At 46.0% G+C, this 19,246-nt stretch carries 8 protein-coding genes; 3 read left to right on the forward strand and 5 right to left on the reverse strand.

The genetic code is table 11. The annotated features are described in order from the left end of the window. Window positions 1-37: 37 nt before the first annotated feature. Window positions 38-3,616, forward strand: a complete 3,579-nt coding sequence (locus QUB13_RS20185; protein WP_333383924.1) for an AAA-like domain-containing protein — start codon at window positions 38-40, stop codon at window positions 3,614-3,616. A 123-nt stretch (window positions 3,617-3,739) separates the two neighbouring features. Here QUB13_RS20185 and QUB13_RS20190 read toward each other — a convergent pair whose 3' ends face one another. The 4 genes from QUB13_RS20190 to QUB13_RS20205 form a co-directional block, all read right to left on the reverse strand. Beyond that, a complete protein-coding gene (locus QUB13_RS20190) occupies window positions 3,740-7,114 on the reverse strand; it encodes a DUF4347 domain-containing protein (RefSeq protein ID WP_333383928.1) in 3,375 nt (1,124 codons plus the stop codon). 1,047 nt (window positions 7,115-8,161) lie between these two features. Beyond that, window positions 8,162-11,785 (reverse strand): DUF4347 domain-containing protein, encoded by a 3,624-nt coding sequence (locus tag QUB13_RS20195; protein WP_333383931.1) that lies wholly within the window; start codon window positions 11,783-11,785, stop codon window positions 8,162-8,164. A 792-nt stretch (window positions 11,786-12,577) separates the two neighbouring features. Next, a complete protein-coding gene (locus tag QUB13_RS20200) occupies window positions 12,578-13,066 on the reverse strand; it encodes a hypothetical protein (RefSeq protein WP_333383933.1) in 489 nt (162 codons plus the stop codon). 353 nt (window positions 13,067-13,419) lie between these two features. Then, complete coding sequence (locus tag QUB13_RS20205) at window positions 13,420-14,913, reverse strand: hypothetical protein (RefSeq protein WP_333383936.1); 1,494 nt, start codon at window positions 14,911-14,913, stop codon at window positions 13,420-13,422. Between the two features lie 191 nt (window positions 14,914-15,104). Between QUB13_RS20205 and QUB13_RS20210 the strand changes: the two genes are divergently transcribed. Beyond that, complete coding sequence (locus QUB13_RS20210; protein WP_333383939.1) at window positions 15,105-16,766, forward strand: ArnT family glycosyltransferase; 1,662 nt, start codon at window positions 15,105-15,107, stop codon at window positions 16,764-16,766. Between the two features lie 598 nt (window positions 16,767-17,364). Continuing rightward, window positions 17,365-17,580, forward strand: a complete 216-nt coding sequence (locus tag QUB13_RS20215; protein WP_333383942.1) for a hypothetical protein — start codon at window positions 17,365-17,367, stop codon at window positions 17,578-17,580. A 447-nt stretch (window positions 17,581-18,027) separates the two neighbouring features. Here the strand turns inward: QUB13_RS20215 and QUB13_RS20220 are convergent, their stop codons facing one another. Then, on the reverse strand, window positions 18,028-19,227 hold the full coding sequence (locus QUB13_RS20220; protein WP_333383945.1) for an ISAzo13 family transposase: 1,200 nt from the start codon (window positions 19,225-19,227) through the stop codon (window positions 18,028-18,030). Between the last annotated feature and the right edge of the window lie 19 nt (window positions 19,228-19,246).

A 19,246-nucleotide genomic window follows, 5' to 3' on the forward strand; every position in this document is an offset into this window, starting at 1 on the left:
TCGGTTTCTGGTCAGGAGTTTATAGAACGGAATAATCATGACTAAGCTTGAATATCAAGTCGGCGGAAGTCTTGCCACCAATGCCGGAACCTATGTGATGCGAAAAGCAGATTCGCAACTCTACGAAGCTTTAATAGCCGGTGAGTTTTGTTACGTCCTCAACTCGCGACAAATGGGAAAATCTTCCCTATTAGTCCGCACCCTACACCGACTCAAATCACAAGGCTATCAATGCACTACCCTCGATTTAACCCGCACTGGTAGCGAAAATATTACCCCTTTGCAGTGGTATAAAGGAGTCGCCGCCGAACTGTGGCGCGGCTTCAATCTTTTAGGGAAAATCAACTTAAAAACTTGGTGGCGAGATGAAGAAGAAGTTTCCCTGCTGCAAAGATTAAGTCATTTTATAGAAAATATTCTGCTCGTTCAATTCCCCCAAGATAAAATTTTTATCTTTGTCGATGAAATAGATAGTATTTTAGGCTTAGATTTTCCCGTTGATGACTTTTTTGCCTTAATTCGGTTTTGCTACAACCAACGCGCCCTTAATCCAGAGTATAATCGCCTTACCTTTGCCATTTTTGGAGTCGCCACTCCTAGCGACTTAATTGCTGACAAAAATCGGACGCCATTTAATATTGGAATGGCAATTGATTTGCCAGGATTTACCTTTGAGGAAGCACAGCCTTTACTGGCGGGATTACAAACAAGTGTAAACAATGCAGTGCCAGTTTTAAAAGAAATCTTAAATTGGACTGGCGGGCAACCTTTTCTCACGCAAAAGCTTTGTAACATAGTAGTAAGTATTAGTCAAGAAAATGATAGCCAAATTTTAACTATTCCGCCAGGAACGGAGGCCTTTTGGGTAGAAAATTTAGTGCGATCGCGCATCATCCACCATTGGCCAGCCTGCGACGAACCAGAGCATTTAAAAACTATCCGCGATCGCATCCTTCGCAACGAACAAAAAACCAGTAGATTGCTCGGAATTTACCAGCAAATCTTACAATCAGAACCCCCCCTAACCCCCCCTTATCAAGGGGGGGAGACAATCAGAACCCTCCGGCGGGGGGCAGGGGGGATCTCAACCGATGACAGCCCAGAACAAATAGAACTCATCCTCTCTGGGTTGGTGGTGAAAGAGCAAAGTTTACTGAAAGTAAAAAACCGCATTTACGAACAAGTTTTTAACCTAAAATGGGTAGACAAACAATTAGGACAACTGCGGCCTTATTCTCAAACCTTTGATGCGTGGGTGACATCTAAGCAGCAAGATTTATCGCGGCTGTTGCGGGGACAAGCTTTGAAAGATGCTCAAAGTTGGGCCCAGGGAAAAAGTTTGAGCGATTTAGACTATCAATTTTTAGCCGCTTCTGAAGAAATAGATCGGCGCGAAGTACAACAAGGATTAGAGGCAGAACGCACTAAAGAAATTGAAGCGAGGCTAACAGAAGAACACAAAAGACTAATTCAAGAAACCCAAGCAGCCAAACAACAAAGAATCTTATTGTTTGCAGTCAGTATGGCATTACTGCTCGCCTGCGGGTTGGGAATCGCAACGTTTTTTCAATATCGCAAAGCAACAGCAAGCGAACGGCAAGCGCGGGTGAGCGAAATTAAAGCGCTGGCATCTTCTTCTGACGGATTTTTTGCTTCTAATCGCCGCTTGGATGCACTGATAGAAGCGATTAAAGCCAAAGGAAAAGTGCAAAAACTAGGTGGGGTAGGTGCCGATACCGCTGGTCGAGTTGATAATGTACTGAGACAAGCTGTTTACGAAGCAGATGAATACAACCGTTTATCGGGTCATAAAGCGGCTGTTCTCGGAGTTGATATTAGTCCTGACAGTGAGTTTATTGCCTCAGCAAGTGTGGATAAAACTATCAAACTGTGGCGGCGCGACGGAAGGGAAATCGCAACGCTCAAAGGTCATCAGGCGATCGTCCGATCGGTCAAATTTAGCCCGGACGGTCAGTTTATTGCTTCTGCAAGTGATGATGGGACTGTAAAACTTTGGCAGCGAAACGGTACTTTGTTGAAAACTTTTCAGGGTCATACTGCTGGTATCTGGACAGTGGCATTCAATCCCGACGGTCAAACAATTGCCTCTGCCAGCATGGACAAAACGGTGAGACTCTGGAACTCTGACGGCAAACTGTTAAGAACTCTCCAGGGTCATACTGCTGGGGTACCCTCAGTGGCTTTTAGTCCAGACGGTAAGACTGTTGCTACCGCAAGTGGAGACAAAACGGTGAAACTCTGGAACTCTGACGGCAAACTGTTAAGAACTCTCCGGGGTCATACTTCTGTGGTATCTGCAGTGGCGTTTAGTTTAGATGGTCAGATTGTTGCTACCGGAAGTGGAGACAAAACGGTGAAACTCTGGAACAAAGACGGTACTTTGCTGAGAACGCTTGAAGGTTATTCTGCTGTAGTATCCGCAGTTGTTTTCAGTCCAGACGGTAAGATGATCGCTACGGCAAGTCGGGATGGGACTGTAAAACTATGGAATGTTGACGACGGAACAGAACTGACGACTTTTAGAGGTCACACTGCTGGGATTTGGGGGATGGCTTGGAGTCCTGACGGCAGTTTTATTGCTTCGGCGGGTGCAGAAAATACGGTGAGGCTGTGGCAGAGTCACAACCCTTTGCGGACGATTATTAGTGCACATAAAGCTGGGATTTGGGCGATCGCACTGAGTGCGGATAGTTCTACAATCGCTACAGGTAGTGAGGATGGCACGACTAAACTTTGGAGTCGGCAAGGCAAATTATTGAGGACTTTCACTGGACAAAATACTGCGATTTATGCTGTTGCACTGAGTCGCGATGGCAAGTTAATTGCTTCTGGCACAAACGATAATCAGGTGAATATCTGGACTCAAAACGGAAATGCGATCGCAACTTTGGTAGGTCATAACGCTACGATTTTTGGATTGGCTTTCAGTCCTGACGGTCAAATTATTGCTTCTAGCAGTCAAGATAATACTATTAAACTTTGGCGGCCCAATGGTACTTTATTGCATACTATGACAGGACATTATGCTCCTGTTTGGCAGGTGGTATTTAGCCCGGACGGTCAGCTAATTGCCTCGGCTGGGGGCGATGGTACTGTTAAGTTGTGGAAGCTTGACGGTACTTTGGTGAGAACTTTTCGAGGTCATACTGCTGCGGTGTGGAGGGTGGCGTTTAGCCCTGACGGTAAATTTCTGGCTTCTGGCAGTGGGGACAATACTGTTAAGATTTGGACTGTGGATGGTAAGTTAGTGAGAACTCTTGAAGGTCACGCGGCGGCGGTTTGGGGGGTGGCATTTAGCCCGGACGGTAAGATTATTGCTTCTGGTAGTGTGGATAATACGGTGAAGTTGTGGAACTCTGACGGTACGGAATTAACGACGCTCAGAGGTAACTCTGGGGCGATTCGGGGAGTGGCGTACAGTTCTGATGGGGCGTTTGTGGCTTCTGTCAGCGAGGATAATACGCTGATTTTGTGGAATGTGGAGCAAGTTTTGAATCTGGATTTATTGAGTTACGGGTGCGATCGCCTGCGGGATTATTTGCGGACAAATGCGATGGTGGAAAAGGGCGATCGCTTGTTGTGTTCGCCCCTTTGAATGATTTAACCGCGAAGACGCAAAAAACGCGAAGAGAAGAGGAAACAGTAACATACTCCCCTTGACGATTCGGCCTCAGACCGCCGAATCGTCAAGAATCTCCAAAACCCGGATTTGGTATCACTACTGACTAATAAAATCGCTAGCGGTGAGAGTACCGGGCGCTATACCGTTCAGTTTTGCTAACAATTGATTGCTACTGGTGACGCTAATCAAAGTTTGATTGTTGCTCCCAGTAATAGTTAGTTGATTGAAACTCAAACCGGAATTTAACCCAATTAAATCCTCGCCTTGGCGGAAATCTGTAATGATATCGCTGCCTAAACTTGGAGTTAGCAGAAATACATCATTCCCCGAACCGCCAGTCAAAGTATCATCTCCCGCATCACCGCTAAGGAAATCGTTGCCAGCATTGCCGAAGAGGCTATCATTGCCTTTGCCGCCGTACAGCGTATCGTTGCCTGTATAACCTTCGAGCAAATCGTTTTCGTTGTTACCGAATAGCAAATCGTCACCATCCCCACCGCCGAGACTGTCATTGTCTTTGCCGCCGTAAAGCGTGTCATTTCCAGCCTTACCAAAAATTAAATCTGCACCTTCATTTCCAAACACAATATCGTTGCCATTTCCAGCATTAATTGTGTCATTTCCTAAGTTGCCTAACAGATAGTCGTCGCCATCTTCCCCCAGCAAAATATCGTCATCTTTGCCGCCAAAAATGGTGTCGTTGCCAAAGCCACCGGCAACAGTATCTTGGCCTAAATCTCCTCTCAAAAAGTCGTCGCCGTCTCCGCCAACCACAGTGTCGTTATCTTTGCCGGCGTAGATTGTATCGTTGCCGGTGCCGCCGAAGATTAAGTCATTGTCGGTATTGCCGAAGATGGAATCGTTACCGCTGCCGCCGTCGATGTTGTCGCTGCCGCCCATTCCGTAGAGGGTGTCATTGTCGCCAAGTCCGTTAATTGACTCGTTGATGCCATCGCCTATGATGAAATCGGTGCTGTCACCGCCGTTGAGAGTTTGTTGGGCGGGATTTTGAGTAATACTGCCGGGGTCGATTTCTGGGGCTGGTAGGGGTTCGACGATCGCATTATCCGTTGTCGGTGTTGGCGTGGGTGTCGGTGTGGGAATTGGTATCGGTGTGGGAGTTGGTGTGGGAGTTGGTGTGGGAATTGGTATCGGTGTGGGAGTTGGCGTGGGAGTTGGTGTGGGAATTGGTATCGGTGTGGGAGTTGGTGTGGGTGTCGGTGTGGGAACTGGTATCGGTGTGGGAGTTGGTGTGGGTGTCGGTGTGGGAGTTGGTATCGGTGTGGGAGTTGGTGTGGGCGCGGGCGTTGGTGTCGGTGTGGGAGTGGGTACAGGAGTCGGAGTCGGTGTTGGGGTGACAGTACCGTTAAATTCATAGGCACCACTATCAGCAATTATGCTTCCATTCGTATCACCGTCAACGCGAGTTTGTCCCCTCTCATCAGTAGCAGGTGCACCAGCACCAATACCCCGATCAATTGCCGGACTTCCTGCTAGCAAAGGCATCACAGAGAAACCATTAATAGTTTGCAAAACATCCAATTTAGGGTCAGCAATAGTCACAGCATCTGTGACATTAAAATCACTGGAGTCATTAGGATTTTTGGCTGGCCATTGAAAATTGCCACCGCCATCACTAAATTTGCTGTTACCAGCATTTTGTTTGATATTCCAAGCATTGCCACCATTATTTGCGGTATTGTTAGCAACAATTGTATTTTTGAGAGTAATTTGTGAACCACCACCCCAAAATGCTCCGCCTTGAAATCCTGCTGAATTCTTAGCAATAGTGCTGTTGACAATGCTAATGGATTCAAGAGTATTCAACATCATTGCACCACCCAAACCACTTTTGCCACTAGCGTCTTCTGCTTTATTCCCTGCAAAGGTACTGTTGATAATAGTACCCGGAGATTTTTCTCCTACCCATAAAGCACCACCTTGACTCTGCGCTAAGTTGTTGGAAAAAGTAGTGTTGCTGATTGTAAATTCGCCGTTGCCAATTCGTAAACCGCCACCAAGTGAATCGCCATTGGAACCTTTAGTTACTTGGTTGTTGACGATTGTACTGCCTTCAATAATAATTTTGTCTGCGGGATAGACAAACAGGAACATCCCGCCACCTTGTCCTGCACCTTTGTTGCCCTCAAAGCGACTGTTCCGAATTGCGATCGTGCCACCAACGGGCCCAGGTGTACTATTTGCACCGGAAGCATTAGCACCATCGGTGTAAATTGCACCACCATAACCACTGGTATTTCCTCCGGTTCCAGCGGTAGAATCGTTATTTAAGAAAGTAGAATTTTCGACGGTTAGGTTGCCTAAAAGGTGGTTAATTGCTCCGCCGTTAATGCCTTTGTTGTTGGTGAAAGTAGAGCCTTTTACAGTGAGAGAACTGCCGCTTTTTGTGGCAAGCGCACCGCCGCCACGTTCGCTGTTAGCCGCTCGCCCATCATTGCCTTCAAATGTACTATTAAGCACATTTGTGGTACTCATAAAACCTGTATGAACGCCGCCACCGAAACCGGCAACATTATTATTAACTTGGCAATTTTCTAAGGTTAAAGTGCTGTTACCTCCCGTTTTAATGCCACCGCCAGCGCTAGTTGTTTCGTTATTCGGATCGGTTCCAGAGACTTTACCGTTGGCAACAATCAGGTTTTTTAGAGTAACATTGGTTGAACCTTCGGTGAGGATTACCCGCGAAGTGTTGTTGCCACTAATGGTTAAGTTGGCTGCACTAATTGCGTCAACTGTCAAGTTTTTATTGATGACAAGTTGACCTGAAGTTAGAACAATTGTTTGATTCGCAAGACTGGAAGCAAATTGAATAATATCGCCGGCTGCTGCGGAGGCGATCGCACTTCTCAAGGAACCGGGCCCGCTATCATTATTGTTGGTAACGGTAACAGTCGCTAAAGTCCCTCGGTAATCGGCCATAGTCTCTGGAGTCAAGGCACTGGATGCCTCAATATCACCCTTGGTAAACTCCAAATTCCAGTTACCAGTGCGGCCGGTGCGATCGCTAGATGCCGCAATATCAGCCCCGGTTAACTCCCCCAGGCGATCGACAAAATTAGCCCCGTCACCCGCAGCCACATCGCAACCGTAAAGCATAATATCAGCTTTGTCGCTCAGCGCATTTCGCCACCCTTGCAACTGGCTGGCATATTGCGGCAAACTATCCGCATTCAACGTCGCAGAACCTAACTGCAAACTGCCAGAATTGCCGTGAGAAAAAATGTGAACTTCGTCTAAAGTTCCCCCCGCAGCAGCGATGGTTTGCAGTTTCGCAGTAATCTGCTCGACTCCATTGCCATTTTTGTCTAAAATGATGACTTCTGCATTCGGAACCGCGCCACCCGCAAGAGTTTGATAGTCATCTAAGTCCGACTCAATGAAGACAATAGATTTAGGACGAGAATTGCGGAGAACAGATTGTGAATCAATACTGGCCAAATTTGGACTCATTTCGCATACCCCTATGAGAATGTTGATAATTTGCTGGTAGATTCACCTGAAAAAACAGAAAACTTTTGAAATCATCTCAAGAAAGCATTTGTAGCGCTGTCCGCCAAGAGCGAGTATGATATTTACTAGCGAACAAGGACAGCACGGCGTTAAAAAAATACTTACTGAATTCCGACATACACGAGCCCAATTTTTTTTATGCTGAAGGCAGCAGGCAGACTTAAGACCTCAGTAATAAATCTGGGCGATCAAAATTTAGGAAAAAAGAGTTTGCTCATACAACTATTCATGAATAGTATCTATTATCAGGTTTTTTATTAAAATATTTTGAATTTTATAGTAATTAAATTCAGGCGATGTAATGTCAAGATTTCTAGACGTAAAATTTGTATATGTAGGATGTGTAATGGCACTTTGCCGATCTAAATAGCACCTAATTTTAGGTCGGATCGATTACCATAATAAAAACGTTTCGTTCGTAGCGCGGACTAAATTCCGCCATATAGAACCGACTAAAGTCCGCACTACGAACCTTACATAATATGAAACTATTTTCTAGTAACTAACCGTAGGATACCCAGCGGGATAAAATCTTGGCATTGTCGTCAAAACCTTCAGCCTGCTGGGCACCTACCGATGTTTTACTGGTAGTAAGGCAATACGGTTCACTTAACATATTTATGCCCCGGAGATCCCCCTAAATCCCCCTTAAGAAGGGGGACTTTGAGAGCATTCTTGTCCCACCCCCTACTCCCCTTTTTAAGGCAGGGTGGTTTTATTGTGGGGAGAAGAAATCTGAAACGACAGAAAGCACCGCTCAAAGCTCGCGTCTGGGACGCAAGTGTTATATTAATAAAGGTACGTAGTTGGGCTTTAGCCCTCTTTATATATACGTCTAAAGAGGGCTAAAGCCCAATTACGTACCTATTTCTAGGATGACAATAAAACCACCCTGCCTACTCCCCTTTTTAAGGGGGTTAGGGGGGATCATCTTAAGTAAACCGTATTGGGTAGTAATGTGCGCGTTGCACACCCTACCAGAGGCAGTTAGATTGTTACCTGAATAAAATCGCTAGCGCCGAGAGTAACGGGCGTACCGTTAAGCTTCGCTAACAATTGATTGCTGTCCGTAACGCTAATCAAAGTTTGATTGTTGCTAGAGGTAATGCTGAGTTGATTGAAACTCAAACCGGGAGCTAACCCAATTACATCCTCGCCCTGACGGAAATCAGTAATGATGTCGCTTCCCACACTTTTATTGAGGAAAAACACGTCATTTCCCGAACCGCCGGTCAAAGTATCGTCCCCAATATCGCCGCTGAGGAAATCGCTACCAGCACCGCCGATGAGCAAATCGTTACCCTTGCCACCGTAAAGCGTATCGTTGCCGGTGTTGCCGGAGATTACATCATTTTCATTGTTGCCGAATAGCAAATCGTTACCATCACCGCCATCGAGACTATCGTTGTCTTTGCCGCCGTAAAGTGTGTCATTTCCAGCTCCGCCAAAAATCAAATCTGCACCTTCATTTCCGAAGGCAATATCGTTGCCATTTCCAGCATTAATTGTGTCATTTCCTAAGTTGCCAAAAAGCTGGTCGTCACCATCTTCACCAAGCAAGATATCGTCATCTTTACCACCAAAAATGGTGTCGCTGCCAAAACCGCCGGCAACAGTATCTTGGCCTAAATCTCCTCTCAAAAAGTCGTCGCCGTCTCCGCCAACCACAGTGTCATTATCTTTGCCGGCGTAGACGCTATCGTTGCCAGCGCCGCCTTGGATGAAGTCATTGCCGATATTGCCGAAGATGGAATCGTTATCTGCACCGCCGTCAATGTTGTCATTGCCGCCCATGCCGTAAAGAGTATCGTTGCCAACAAGTCCGTTAATTGACTCGTTGATGCCACCGCCCATGATGAAATCGTCTGTGTTACCGCCGTTGAGAGTTTGTTGGGCGGGGTTGGGGGCGATCGCACCAGAGTCGAATTCCGGGGCGTTGAGGCTATCTAGCGGGGAAGCATCTGTCACCGGAGTTGGTGTGGGCGCGGGAGTTGGTGTGGGCACGGGCGTGGGCGCGGGTGTCGGCGTGGGCGCGGGTGTCGGCGTGGGCGCGGGAGTTGGTGTGGGAGTTGGAGTCGGCGCGGGTGTCGGCGTGGGCGCGGGTGTTGGTGTCGGAGTTGGTGTCGGCGCGGGTGTCGGCGTGGGCGCGGGCGTTGGTGTCGGTGTCGGTGTCCCTGTCGGCGTCGGTGTCGGCGCAGGTGTCGGTGTCGGCGCGGGTGTTGGTGTCGGCGTCGGTGTCGGCGCAGGTGTCGGTGTCGGCGCGGGTGTTGGTGTCGGAGTCGGTGTCGGCGCAGGTGTCGGTGTCGGCGCGGGTGTTGGTGTCGGAGTTGGTGTCGGCGCGGGTGTCGGTGTCGGCGCGGGTGTTGGTGTCGGAGTTGGTGTCGGCGCGGGTGTCGGAGTTGGCGCGGGCGTTGGTGTGGGAGTTGGTGTCGGCGCGGGTGTCGGAGTTGGCGCGGGCGTTGGTGTGGGAGTTGGTGTCGGAGTTGGGACGACAGTACCTCCGAATTCAAAAGAACCGCTGTCTACGATCGCCCCTGGAATGGTATCACCATCTTGAGGGCGAGTCTGGCCGCGCTGATCCGTAGCTGGTGCGCCGCTTGGTACTCCTTTGTCAATGGCCGGACTTCCTGTCAGCAGGGGCCTTACGAAAGCGCCGTTGATATTTTGCAGTGGGCCAAGTAAGGGATCTGCGATCGTCACACTTGCCGTCGCATTGACATCACTGCCGTCATTAGGGTTTTTGGGCGGCCACTGAAAATTCCCTCCTCCATCGGCGTATTCGTCGGTGACGTGTTGGTTAATTCCCCAAGGGTTTCCTCCGTTAGCCGCTGTATTGTTGGCAAGAATCGTGTTTTTGAGGGTGACATCATTGGCAGCGGCGAAGATACCTCCACCAACCCAACCAGCACTATTATCGGCGATCGTGGTGTTGACAATAGTTGTGGGTGCACCCAGAGTCATTGCACCGCCGAGTTTGTTGAAATCATCAGCAGCAAACGCGGTGGAGTTGCCAGAAAACGTACTGTTAGTAATCGTAGCAGGGGCATTCCGCGTCCACAGGCCACCACCTTGATTGTTGGCTTTGTTGCCAGCAAAGGTGGTGTTGGTAACAGTCAATCCCTGGTTGGTGCTGTCGCTCAAATTCGTTACCGCACCACCGTTTCCAGGCCCTCCACCGTTGGGTAGCGCCATAATTTCGTTATTTTGGAAGGTGCTGTTTTCCAAAATAACCTTGTCTTGGCTGCCGGTGAACAGATAAGCTGCACCTCCTTCACCTCGACCTTTATTGTCTTGAAATACGCTATTGGTAATCTTGATTGTGCCGGAAGCTTCGCTCGGATTGCTGGCTCTGTCTGTGTAAACTGCGCCACCAAAACCCCTTAAAAAGGGATTATCTTGGCCTGATGCGAAAACGGCTGCGGTGGTGTCGTTACCGATGAATCGCGAGTTCTCAATCGTTAACTTGCCCTGAAGGCTGTTAATTGCCCCGCCGTTAATTCCTTTGTTGTTTGTAAAGTCGCTGTTGGTGACAGTAAAAGCTTTGGAACTCAAAAAGCCGATCGCACCTGCACCGCGTTCGTCATTGGCTGCAGTGGCCGTGTTGCCGTTAAACTTACTGTTCGTTACTGTCAGAGTATTGTTGAAATTGCCGAAAATTGCGCCGCCACCTTGATCGGCAACATTATTATTGAACTGAACATTGTCTACTGTGACGCTTACTTCGTCCGTTGTACCGATCGCGCCGCCTCGATCGGCAGTTTTGCCGTTGACAATAGAGAGATTTTTGACTGCAAAACTTGTAGCAGTCACCACATTTGCATTGACAAAAAAGGCACGGGATGCGTTGTTGCCGCTGATGGTTAAACCCGCTGCTGCTGCGCCGTCAATCGTAATATTTTTGCCAACAGGAATATCGAGTTGACCGCTGGTGAGGGTGATGGTTTGACCGGCCAAACCGGGAGCGAAGGTAATTGTATCGCCGGCTGCAGCGGATGCGATCGCAGCTCTCAAGGAACCAGCACCGCTATCGCTATTGTTGCTTACCACGATAGTAGCTAAATCACCTTGGTAATTTGCCATTACATCTGACCGCAAGGCTAAGTCCGATTCAATTTGACCCTTAGCAAATTCTAAGTTCCAGTCGCCGTCTTTGCCGGTGATGTTGGTGGATGCGGCAACGTCAGCTCCCGTTAATTGGCTGAGTTTGTCAACGAAATTAGCGCCTGTACCGGATGCTACATCGCAGCCGTACAGCATGATGTCTGCTTGCGGGGCTAGTGAACTCTGCCACTTTTCCAACTGGTTTTTGTATTGCTCGATGTTATCCGAACCCAGAGCGGTATTGCCAAGTTGCAAGTTGCCAGAACTACCGTGAGAAATGATGTGAACCGAGTCGATCGCCCCATTGGTAGAGGCGTATTTTTCAATTTCAGAAGAGATTTGTTCGATACCATTTTTGGTGCGATCGAGTATCACTACCTGCTGTCCAGGCAGCACTCCTGCTGCAATTGAATCGTAATCTTCCACGCCGGAATCAATGAAGACTAAGGAACGCGGGGGCAGTTTTTCAAGAGAAGATTTTGAGTTAACTTGGGCGAACGTAGAAGTCATATTTGATACTCCATTATGGGCGTTATTGGTAGATACATCCCTGGAGTAATCTTATCAGCCTTGTTCTCATACATATTAACATTAAAGATTTAAAAACACAAGATTTTTTTAATAATTATTTAATTTGTTTTTTTTCCGGGCTCCACTGGGTTCTACTTGTAGTCAACCGGATTTTTGCTCGCAATTGCTAGCAAGAGATAACACAAATATCGGAAATACAAAAAAAAATCTGCTTTTTTTAGCAGAATTTTTTTAGCCTTATTTGGCTGGGTATACCGATAATTACAGGCATTGGGGCATGGGTTTCAGGGTAATTTGCTCCAGACTGAGATGGCAATCTCCCGTTTATAGCTGTACTATAATTCTCATAAAAAGTCTTTTAAGAGCAAGCAGTCTCCCAAATACACAATTATTAGAATATCTATTTTATCTAAATTATATCAAATCCTATCTTCATCGGAATAGTAAATTCACTGTTAACTGTTGACTGTTGACTGTTGACTGTTGACTGTTAACATCATGTATGAGTGTAACTAAAATTGATATTATTCAAGATTAGTTATATGATTCATTTTGAATAATTCAGACCAATACGGTTCACTTAACATATTTATCCCCCGGAGATCCCCCTAAATCCCCCTTAAGAAGGGGGACTTTGAGAGCATTCTTGTCCCACCCCCTACTCCCCTTTTTAAGGGGGGTTAGGGGGGATCGTCTTAAGTAAACCGTATTGTAATATAGACAATTAAAAAATAATCTCAAACACAGATTCCGATTTTGTTGTGGCATTTACTAACATTCAAAACAGTCTAATATTAAGTATGGGTTAATTGCGGGCGATTCCCGAAGAAAATCGCCCGCCGTGCAGTTACCGAATGTATAAAACGAATCTAATCCGCTGTTGTCGATCGGCAACTGTACCAAAATACTTACTGGGCACCCGCAGATTCGGTGAAAAAACCCGGTTTCTTCGTGGGCGAGTATTTTCTGGAGTGTTGGCAATTGGCTTTTGCACGGTTCTAGGTAATCGGAAGTGCTGCTAGAAATTGTCCAAAATTTGTCAATCTCTCCAAAGATAGAGGCATATTTTTGCAGTGCCGAGGTAACTTGCTTGATGCCATTACAGCGACTAAACTCGACGAAAATTAATGCCAGCGCCACCAAAATCTCAGAAATAAAATATCCCCCAGAATTAATGCTGGAATCGTTAAATAGACAGCTTTTGGATGGGGCATTTGGGTATTCCGAGGCAGGATTGGTTTCTGTCAAAGAAGTGAACATTTTCCTTCCTCCAAAAGGGTGTTGAACGGTAGATACACCCTGGGAGTCAAATCACAGGAAACTGGCAGCGACCTTGTTTGTGTTGCTCGTCTCCATGTAACCCTTTTATTAGTTTCGCCCATCTGTTTGGCTCTGCCATCCGCGATCGCACGGAATTTATATTTTTTGTATTTTCCCGAATTGCCGAATGGCCCGTAATTACCGATGGTTTCTGTATCCTGTAGGTAACACCACTTTCAAGTCAGAATACCACTCGGTAGCCCGTCCTGCAAAGCCTTTGGCGATCGCTCCTATCCCAAATCTCAAATCTCAAATCTCAAATTTTATGAGAGTCTGTGGCGCGCGTAAATGTATCAGTCGTCAGTAGATGGCGGTTTTTTCCCTGAATTGCGAATATTAACAATCTTGTTGAGCGCATCGAACCAAAAACTAGATCCCATTGAAATAGCTACGCCGCTCAAGATCCAACCAAGCAATTTTGCCATGAAAGCCGGCAACAATAAATTACCCTGCGCGTCTATTTCTAACCTGTTCGGTTCGCTCCATCCCAAAGGTAGAGCTACATTATCCAAAGCTCGATCGACATCCTGCTGAACTTGGCTAAGACCGGTTAAATTATCTAATTTAGTCTTAGCGTTTTTTTCTACCAACTGCTGAGCATACAAAGTAACAGTCGATCGCAGCATCGAATCCTTCGACAACCGATTAACAATATGAATGCTATCAGCATTAGCAGCAATCGCGATCGTAGTTCCGAGCAAAATCGCCACCCCTCTAGCATTTCGCTTGTAAACGCCAGAAGCACGCTGCATCGATTGGTCGAACCAAGTTTCAATTTCTTGCTGAAAGCGCTGCAACTGCTCTTGACTATCTCCGCCGCCTTTTTCAGCACGCTGCGCTAAAATAGAAAGACTGCGTTTCAAAGATTCTGGCATAATGCCCAAAATTTCTTGAATTTCTTGGTACATCAAACCGTTTTCTTGCTCCTCCATAATTTCTGCTACCCTATCCTGAGTTTTTTTAAAGTTCCTCACACTATTTAATAGATTGCTCAAACTCGGTTCCAGTTGCGCTCGCAGCGCCTCCCGCTCGTATTCGCTATCAAAACTAGCCTTAATAAATGCCATCTGTCTTTGAAAATCTCTCCCTCCTAGCTCAGTTTCTGGCAGATAAACCTGAGAATCATTAATATAAAATTCTAGTTTTTCCGACATCCGATCCAAACTGTTGTTCAAACTCGCCAAATCTTTTTTATAATCTTCAACAACCCGATTAAACTCCGCCGTCAACCAGCTAAATTGTTGTTCGACAATCGACTTTGCAGACTCCGGCAGATTCAAATGATTGCTAATTGCTTGAATTTGTGCCAACTGTAAATCTTTAAATCTTTCCAATCGGGCTTTAGATATCGCTCGGATTGAATTAGAAATTTTTAAAGTATCCAAAAGGCTAGCAGAAAAACTCTGTGGTGGAATATAAGAAGGCCCTGTCGATTGATTGCCGAAAACATTCTTGGTGCGAGTTAGCAGGCGGTAAAAATCACCCATAAGGTGCGTAATAAGTCGAAATCCTTGGGAGAAAATCCCTTTGGCTCCCTGATTCAAATCCTTGATAATCGGATTGGCGTAGATCGCATTGGCAAATTGTTCGACTCGCTGAAATTGCAGCGGCTCTTTGGCGGCGTCGCTGCCGTTAGAAATTAGCACTTCGATCGACTTCTTTAAATGTTCCGCCCGCCATTGCAAAACAGTAGCAATCAGTTCCTGAATTTCTGAAGCTAGTAAGCTTAAAGTCAGGTAAATAAACACTAGGCCAATTATGATATCTATAATTACAGGTAAGTTCATGGTATTTTCCTTGTCGCAAATAACTGCTGTCTAAGTTTACCTTCTGTTTGGGACGCGAAAAATTCTTTTAAGCCCTGTTTCCCAAAAGCATCCAACCACCCTAGCCCACGATCCCAACCCTGAATTTATAACTGATTCCCAATTCTTCAATTCTTTAATCTAAAATCGAAAATCTTAAACGGTCATTCCTTATGTCAAAAATCTTTCCATTCTCGGTAGGTAAACCGAAAACTCGCTTCAATGACAGCTTGACAGACAAACTGTGGATGCTGGCTTTGCTGTTGGCTGCGGTGCTAATTTTCGGGTTCAATCTCGGCGGCCCGGCGTTGCGGGATTGGGATGAAGGGATTGCTGGACAGGTAAGTGGCGAAATTTGGCGCGGCAATTTAAATTGGCTGTATCCGACGATCGACTCTATGCCTTATTTCAACAAACCGCCGCTGGTACACTGGCTGATCGGGCTGTGTTTTGCCAACTTCGGCGTTAGCGAATTGACGGCGAGGTTGGTACCGGCGATGCTGACGGCGGCTTCTGTGCCCATGCTTTACGCCATTGGGCGGGAGTTGTATCCGCAGCGCTCGATCGCCATTTTTTCGGCTCTCGTTTATCTGACGCTGCTTCCGGTAGTGCGGCACGGACGTTTGGCGATGTTAGACGGAGCAGTTTTGTGTTTTTTGCTGGCATCGATGTGGTGTTTGTTGCGATCGCGCCGCGACTTGCGCTACGCCTTGGGGGCGGGGATCGGGTTCGGACTCATTTGTTTGACTAAGGGCGTGATGTTGGGGCTGCTGCTGGGCGCGATCGGCTTAGTTTTCCTGGTTTGGGATACCCCGCGACTCCTCACTTCTGGCTATCTTTGGGGCGGATTGGCGATCGGAACTTTCCCCGTAGCTGGTTGGTATTTTGCCCAATGGCTGCACTACGGCCAAGATTTCATCAACGCCAACTTGCTAAACCAATCTTTCCGGCGCATTTGGGAACCAGTAAGCAATCACAACGGCCCGCCCTGGTATTATCTTTTAGAAATTTTAGAATCAGCTTGGCCGTGGCAGTTATTTTATCTGCAAGGGCTGTATTTTAGTTGGGAAAATCGCAATTTTCCCGGGCCGAAATTAGTCTTAGTTTGGACAGGAGTATATCTGCTGGCTATTTCTGTGATGAATACGAAATTGCCTTGGTATGTTTTGCCAATTTATCCAGCTTTTGCTTTAGCCGTTGGCAGTTATTTCGCGGAAGTTTGGGAGCAAATGTCGCTGCCGCCAGAGCCGATCAAAGAGGAAGCAGAAGAACGTTTTGATGCTATATCTTTTTTACCTCATCCCGCGATTTTGGCAATACTGGCGGTGGTGGCTGTAGTCGGTTGCGCGTACTTTAGCGGCTTAGTACGGATTGGGGAACAAATTGTATCTCCCCAGCAAGATTTGCAGTTAATGATGATGTTTGTAGCTTTGACAATGACACTGGCGGCCGTGTTGCTGCACAACAAAGACAGACAATTTTTATTAGTTTTAATTTGGGGAACTTACGTCTCGCTGTTGGTATTTGTCGCTTCCGACAACTGGGTTTGGGAACTGGCGGAGGATTATCCGGTTAAGCCGATCGCCCAAATTGTCCGCGAAGGAACGCCCATCGGCCAAGAAGTCTTTACTTCTCACCGCCTCCCGCGTCCGTCGCTGAATTTTTATAGCCAGAGGCAAGTTATTGTCGCCGACGCGCCTACACTGAAACAGAAATGGCAATCTCTCCCGCAACCTTATTTTCTGTTAGAAAAACCTGTCCTCAAACATCTAGATTTGCAGAATGCTGAGGTTGTAAAAACAGCCGAGGATTGGGTTTTGGTAACACGAAAATAAGTTTGCCAGTCAATCGATTTTAGATTTTAGATTTTAGATTTTAGATTGACCCCACGGATAAATTCGGGGGGCAAGTTTCATCTGATACAGGTTTTTTATTTCTCCACGGATGAATCCGGGGGCTTGTATCCTGGATGCTTTTGGTCACAAACCCGGTTTTTTACCCGAAAATTTGATTGCAGCACACAAAAACCATCAAAAACCCGGTTTATTGGGTTTTGATATCAAATCCGGTAGCATCGGAATGATTCAGATATATATTCTCTCCCTCTGTGTACTCTGCGTTCTCTGTGGTTAAACCATTCCGATGCAACCGGAAACGATATGATGCGTCCGGGACTGAATTATTTAACATGATTATTTCCTGGGCAGTGGTGAGGATTAGGGAACCACTTACATTTAATTATGCCACCGGATAGCTTTTCTAACTTAGCAGGAGTGTGCCCTGCCCCGAATATATCGAGGTTGAGATTGAGGGCTACTTTTGCAGCGTAAGCAATGTAAAAAGTAAAAGGTATTGATACAGAGAATATTACTATTTTAGCAATTAGATTGTAATCCATAATATGTATAGCTTTTCTCAGAAAGATGAGGTACTATGCGGCATTGGGCATTGGGCATTGGGCATTGGGAATTGGGCATTGGGCATTGGGAATTGGGCATTGGGCATTGGGCATCTTGCCCTGAGCGAAGTCGAAGGGTGGGCATTGGGCATAAGGCATACCTCACCACGCTTGAGAACCGCTATATGGCTCGTTACCAGGCTCTGCCTGGTAATGCAGATCCCGAGGCTCTGCCTCTCTTTACCCCCTGAGCTTCTGGAGAGAGAAGTGTGGCAGATGTTTAATTTATTAAATTTTGGTTCCTTACATGAAATTTAAATGCCGCAACAGCTTAGCAATCCTAAATCATTTGCATAATTATTGTAGGGGCTCGCTTGCCCCGTGGTTGCCAGATAGATAAGCGGGTAGGCATTCTTGGCACTACCCTACAAATTGATCTGAATCATTTAGCATTGCTATATTTTCCCAATCTATCTATCACCTTGCTCTGAGGATTTAACTATTTTTTTAGGCTCGAAAACTTGATAACTTAAACACCTCCTACAGTCCTCTCTTCTGTAAGTTGCCAGATAAAAGGAGGCAGAGCCTCTGGATCTGCATTACCAGGCAGAGCCTGGTAACGAGCAACAATCAACAGTCAACAATCAACAGTCAACAATCATGTTTGAGAGACCTCCACAAAAAGAATGATCCAATAGCTATGTGGGTTTAGCGAAAATTTCCACAAACCATTTGTGAAGATTGGGGAGACGATTAATCTGGGTTTCAATTTCTGCCATAGCTAATTTGTTAATTGTAACTCCTGTGGAGTAAATTGTTTCTACCAATGTCACCACTGGATTTTTATCCTTAAATGTGAGAGTTTTTGCGGAATTTACTACAGTCTCAATATTGTCAAGTAAACTACCATTCCAATGCTTTTCTAACCAACCAAAACAACGTTCTATTGGGTTATATTTACTATGATAGGGCGGATAATAAGCCAATTGCAACGTCAGTTGAGATTCTCGCGAAAAATCTAAAATTCGTTTCATAAACTGAGTACGACGAGAATGATTTTCTGGTCCATTATCCTGATTAATGACCAATTTTTGAATGTGACTAAAACGGTGTTTAACAGTTTGCCACCAACTTTCAAGTAAGTCAACTATACAATCAGCCGTCAACTTAGAAGTAACGAAGAATAAAAATAACTCATTGTACTCAGGCAGAAAAATGCCATATGGAATCACAGTTGATTGAGTCGAAAAATCGTGGTCAAGTGCAATAGTTGGCATCCGAGTTTTACCACCTCTATCAAATTCTCCAATCTGGACGGAGGCCTTGGCATCAATAGAGATTCGGAGAGTATTAGGGTTATTATCAGCTGCTGTATTGACTTGTCCAAGTTGTTCAAAAATGGCTGATGTTTCGGGAATTCTTTTGACCGGTTTAGTTTTAAGAACTCGTTTTAAGGTATAACCCAAATCATTCAATCTTCGTCGAATTGTTTCTGCGGTCGGTAGTTCTTCATCACTATAACCAAATTGTTCAATTAGTTGACGACGGACTTCATTGGCAGTGATGCGTGTATATAATCGTGTACTCTTAAAGCTAGGATCAGTTTGACTGTGTGGGTCTACTAACGATTTAATATCTTTCAATAAGTTGGGTAATTTTGTTTCAACCCGCTTTCGTCCACTGCGCTTGAAACCATCGACAATTGGCTGACCACTTTTCAATTCTTTCATCCCTTTACGGATGGTGCGTCTGTTCCATCCTAACTCCCGTTCTGCTAACGTTTGTCCACCTATTCCTAAACCTTTGACTACCGATGCCATGAATTGTCGTTTGTCTGTCCCCTTGAGTTTTTTAGCGGTTTTGATGTAAAGAGATTTGGCGTGTTCGGTCAGTTTCATGACAAATTTTAGAGACATA

Source organism: Microcoleus sp. B4-D4 (assembly GCF_036705185.1).
Taxonomy (GTDB): Bacteria; Cyanobacteriota; Cyanobacteriia; order Cyanobacteriales; family Microcoleaceae; genus Microcoleus.

Bases quoted from the DNA above. Each gene is read 5' to 3' on its own strand.
- QUB13_RS20185 (WP_333383924.1), top strand. From the start codon at position 38: ATGACTAAGCTTGAATATCAAGTCGGCGGAAGTCTTGCCACCAATGCC.
- QUB13_RS20190 (WP_333383928.1), bottom strand. From the start codon at position 7,114: ATGAGTCCAAATTTGGCCAGTATTGATTCACAATCTGTTCTCCGCAAT.
- QUB13_RS20195 (WP_333383931.1), bottom strand. From the start codon at position 11,785: ATGACTTCTACGTTCGCCCAAGTTAACTCAAAATCTTCTCTTGAAAAA.
- QUB13_RS20200 (WP_333383933.1), bottom strand. From the start codon at position 13,066: ATGTTCACTTCTTTGACAGAAACCAATCCTGCCTCGGAATACCCAAAT.
- QUB13_RS20205 (WP_333383936.1), bottom strand. From the start codon at position 14,913: ATGAACTTACCTGTAATTATAGATATCATAATTGGCCTAGTGTTTATT.
- QUB13_RS20210 (WP_333383939.1), top strand. From the start codon at position 15,105: ATGTCAAAAATCTTTCCATTCTCGGTAGGTAAACCGAAAACTCGCTTC.
- QUB13_RS20215 (WP_333383942.1), top strand. From the start codon at position 17,365: ATGCGGCATTGGGCATTGGGCATTGGGCATTGGGAATTGGGCATTGGG.
- QUB13_RS20220 (WP_333383945.1), bottom strand. From the start codon at position 19,227: ATGAAACTGACCGAACACGCCAAATCTCTTTACATCAAAACCGCTAAA.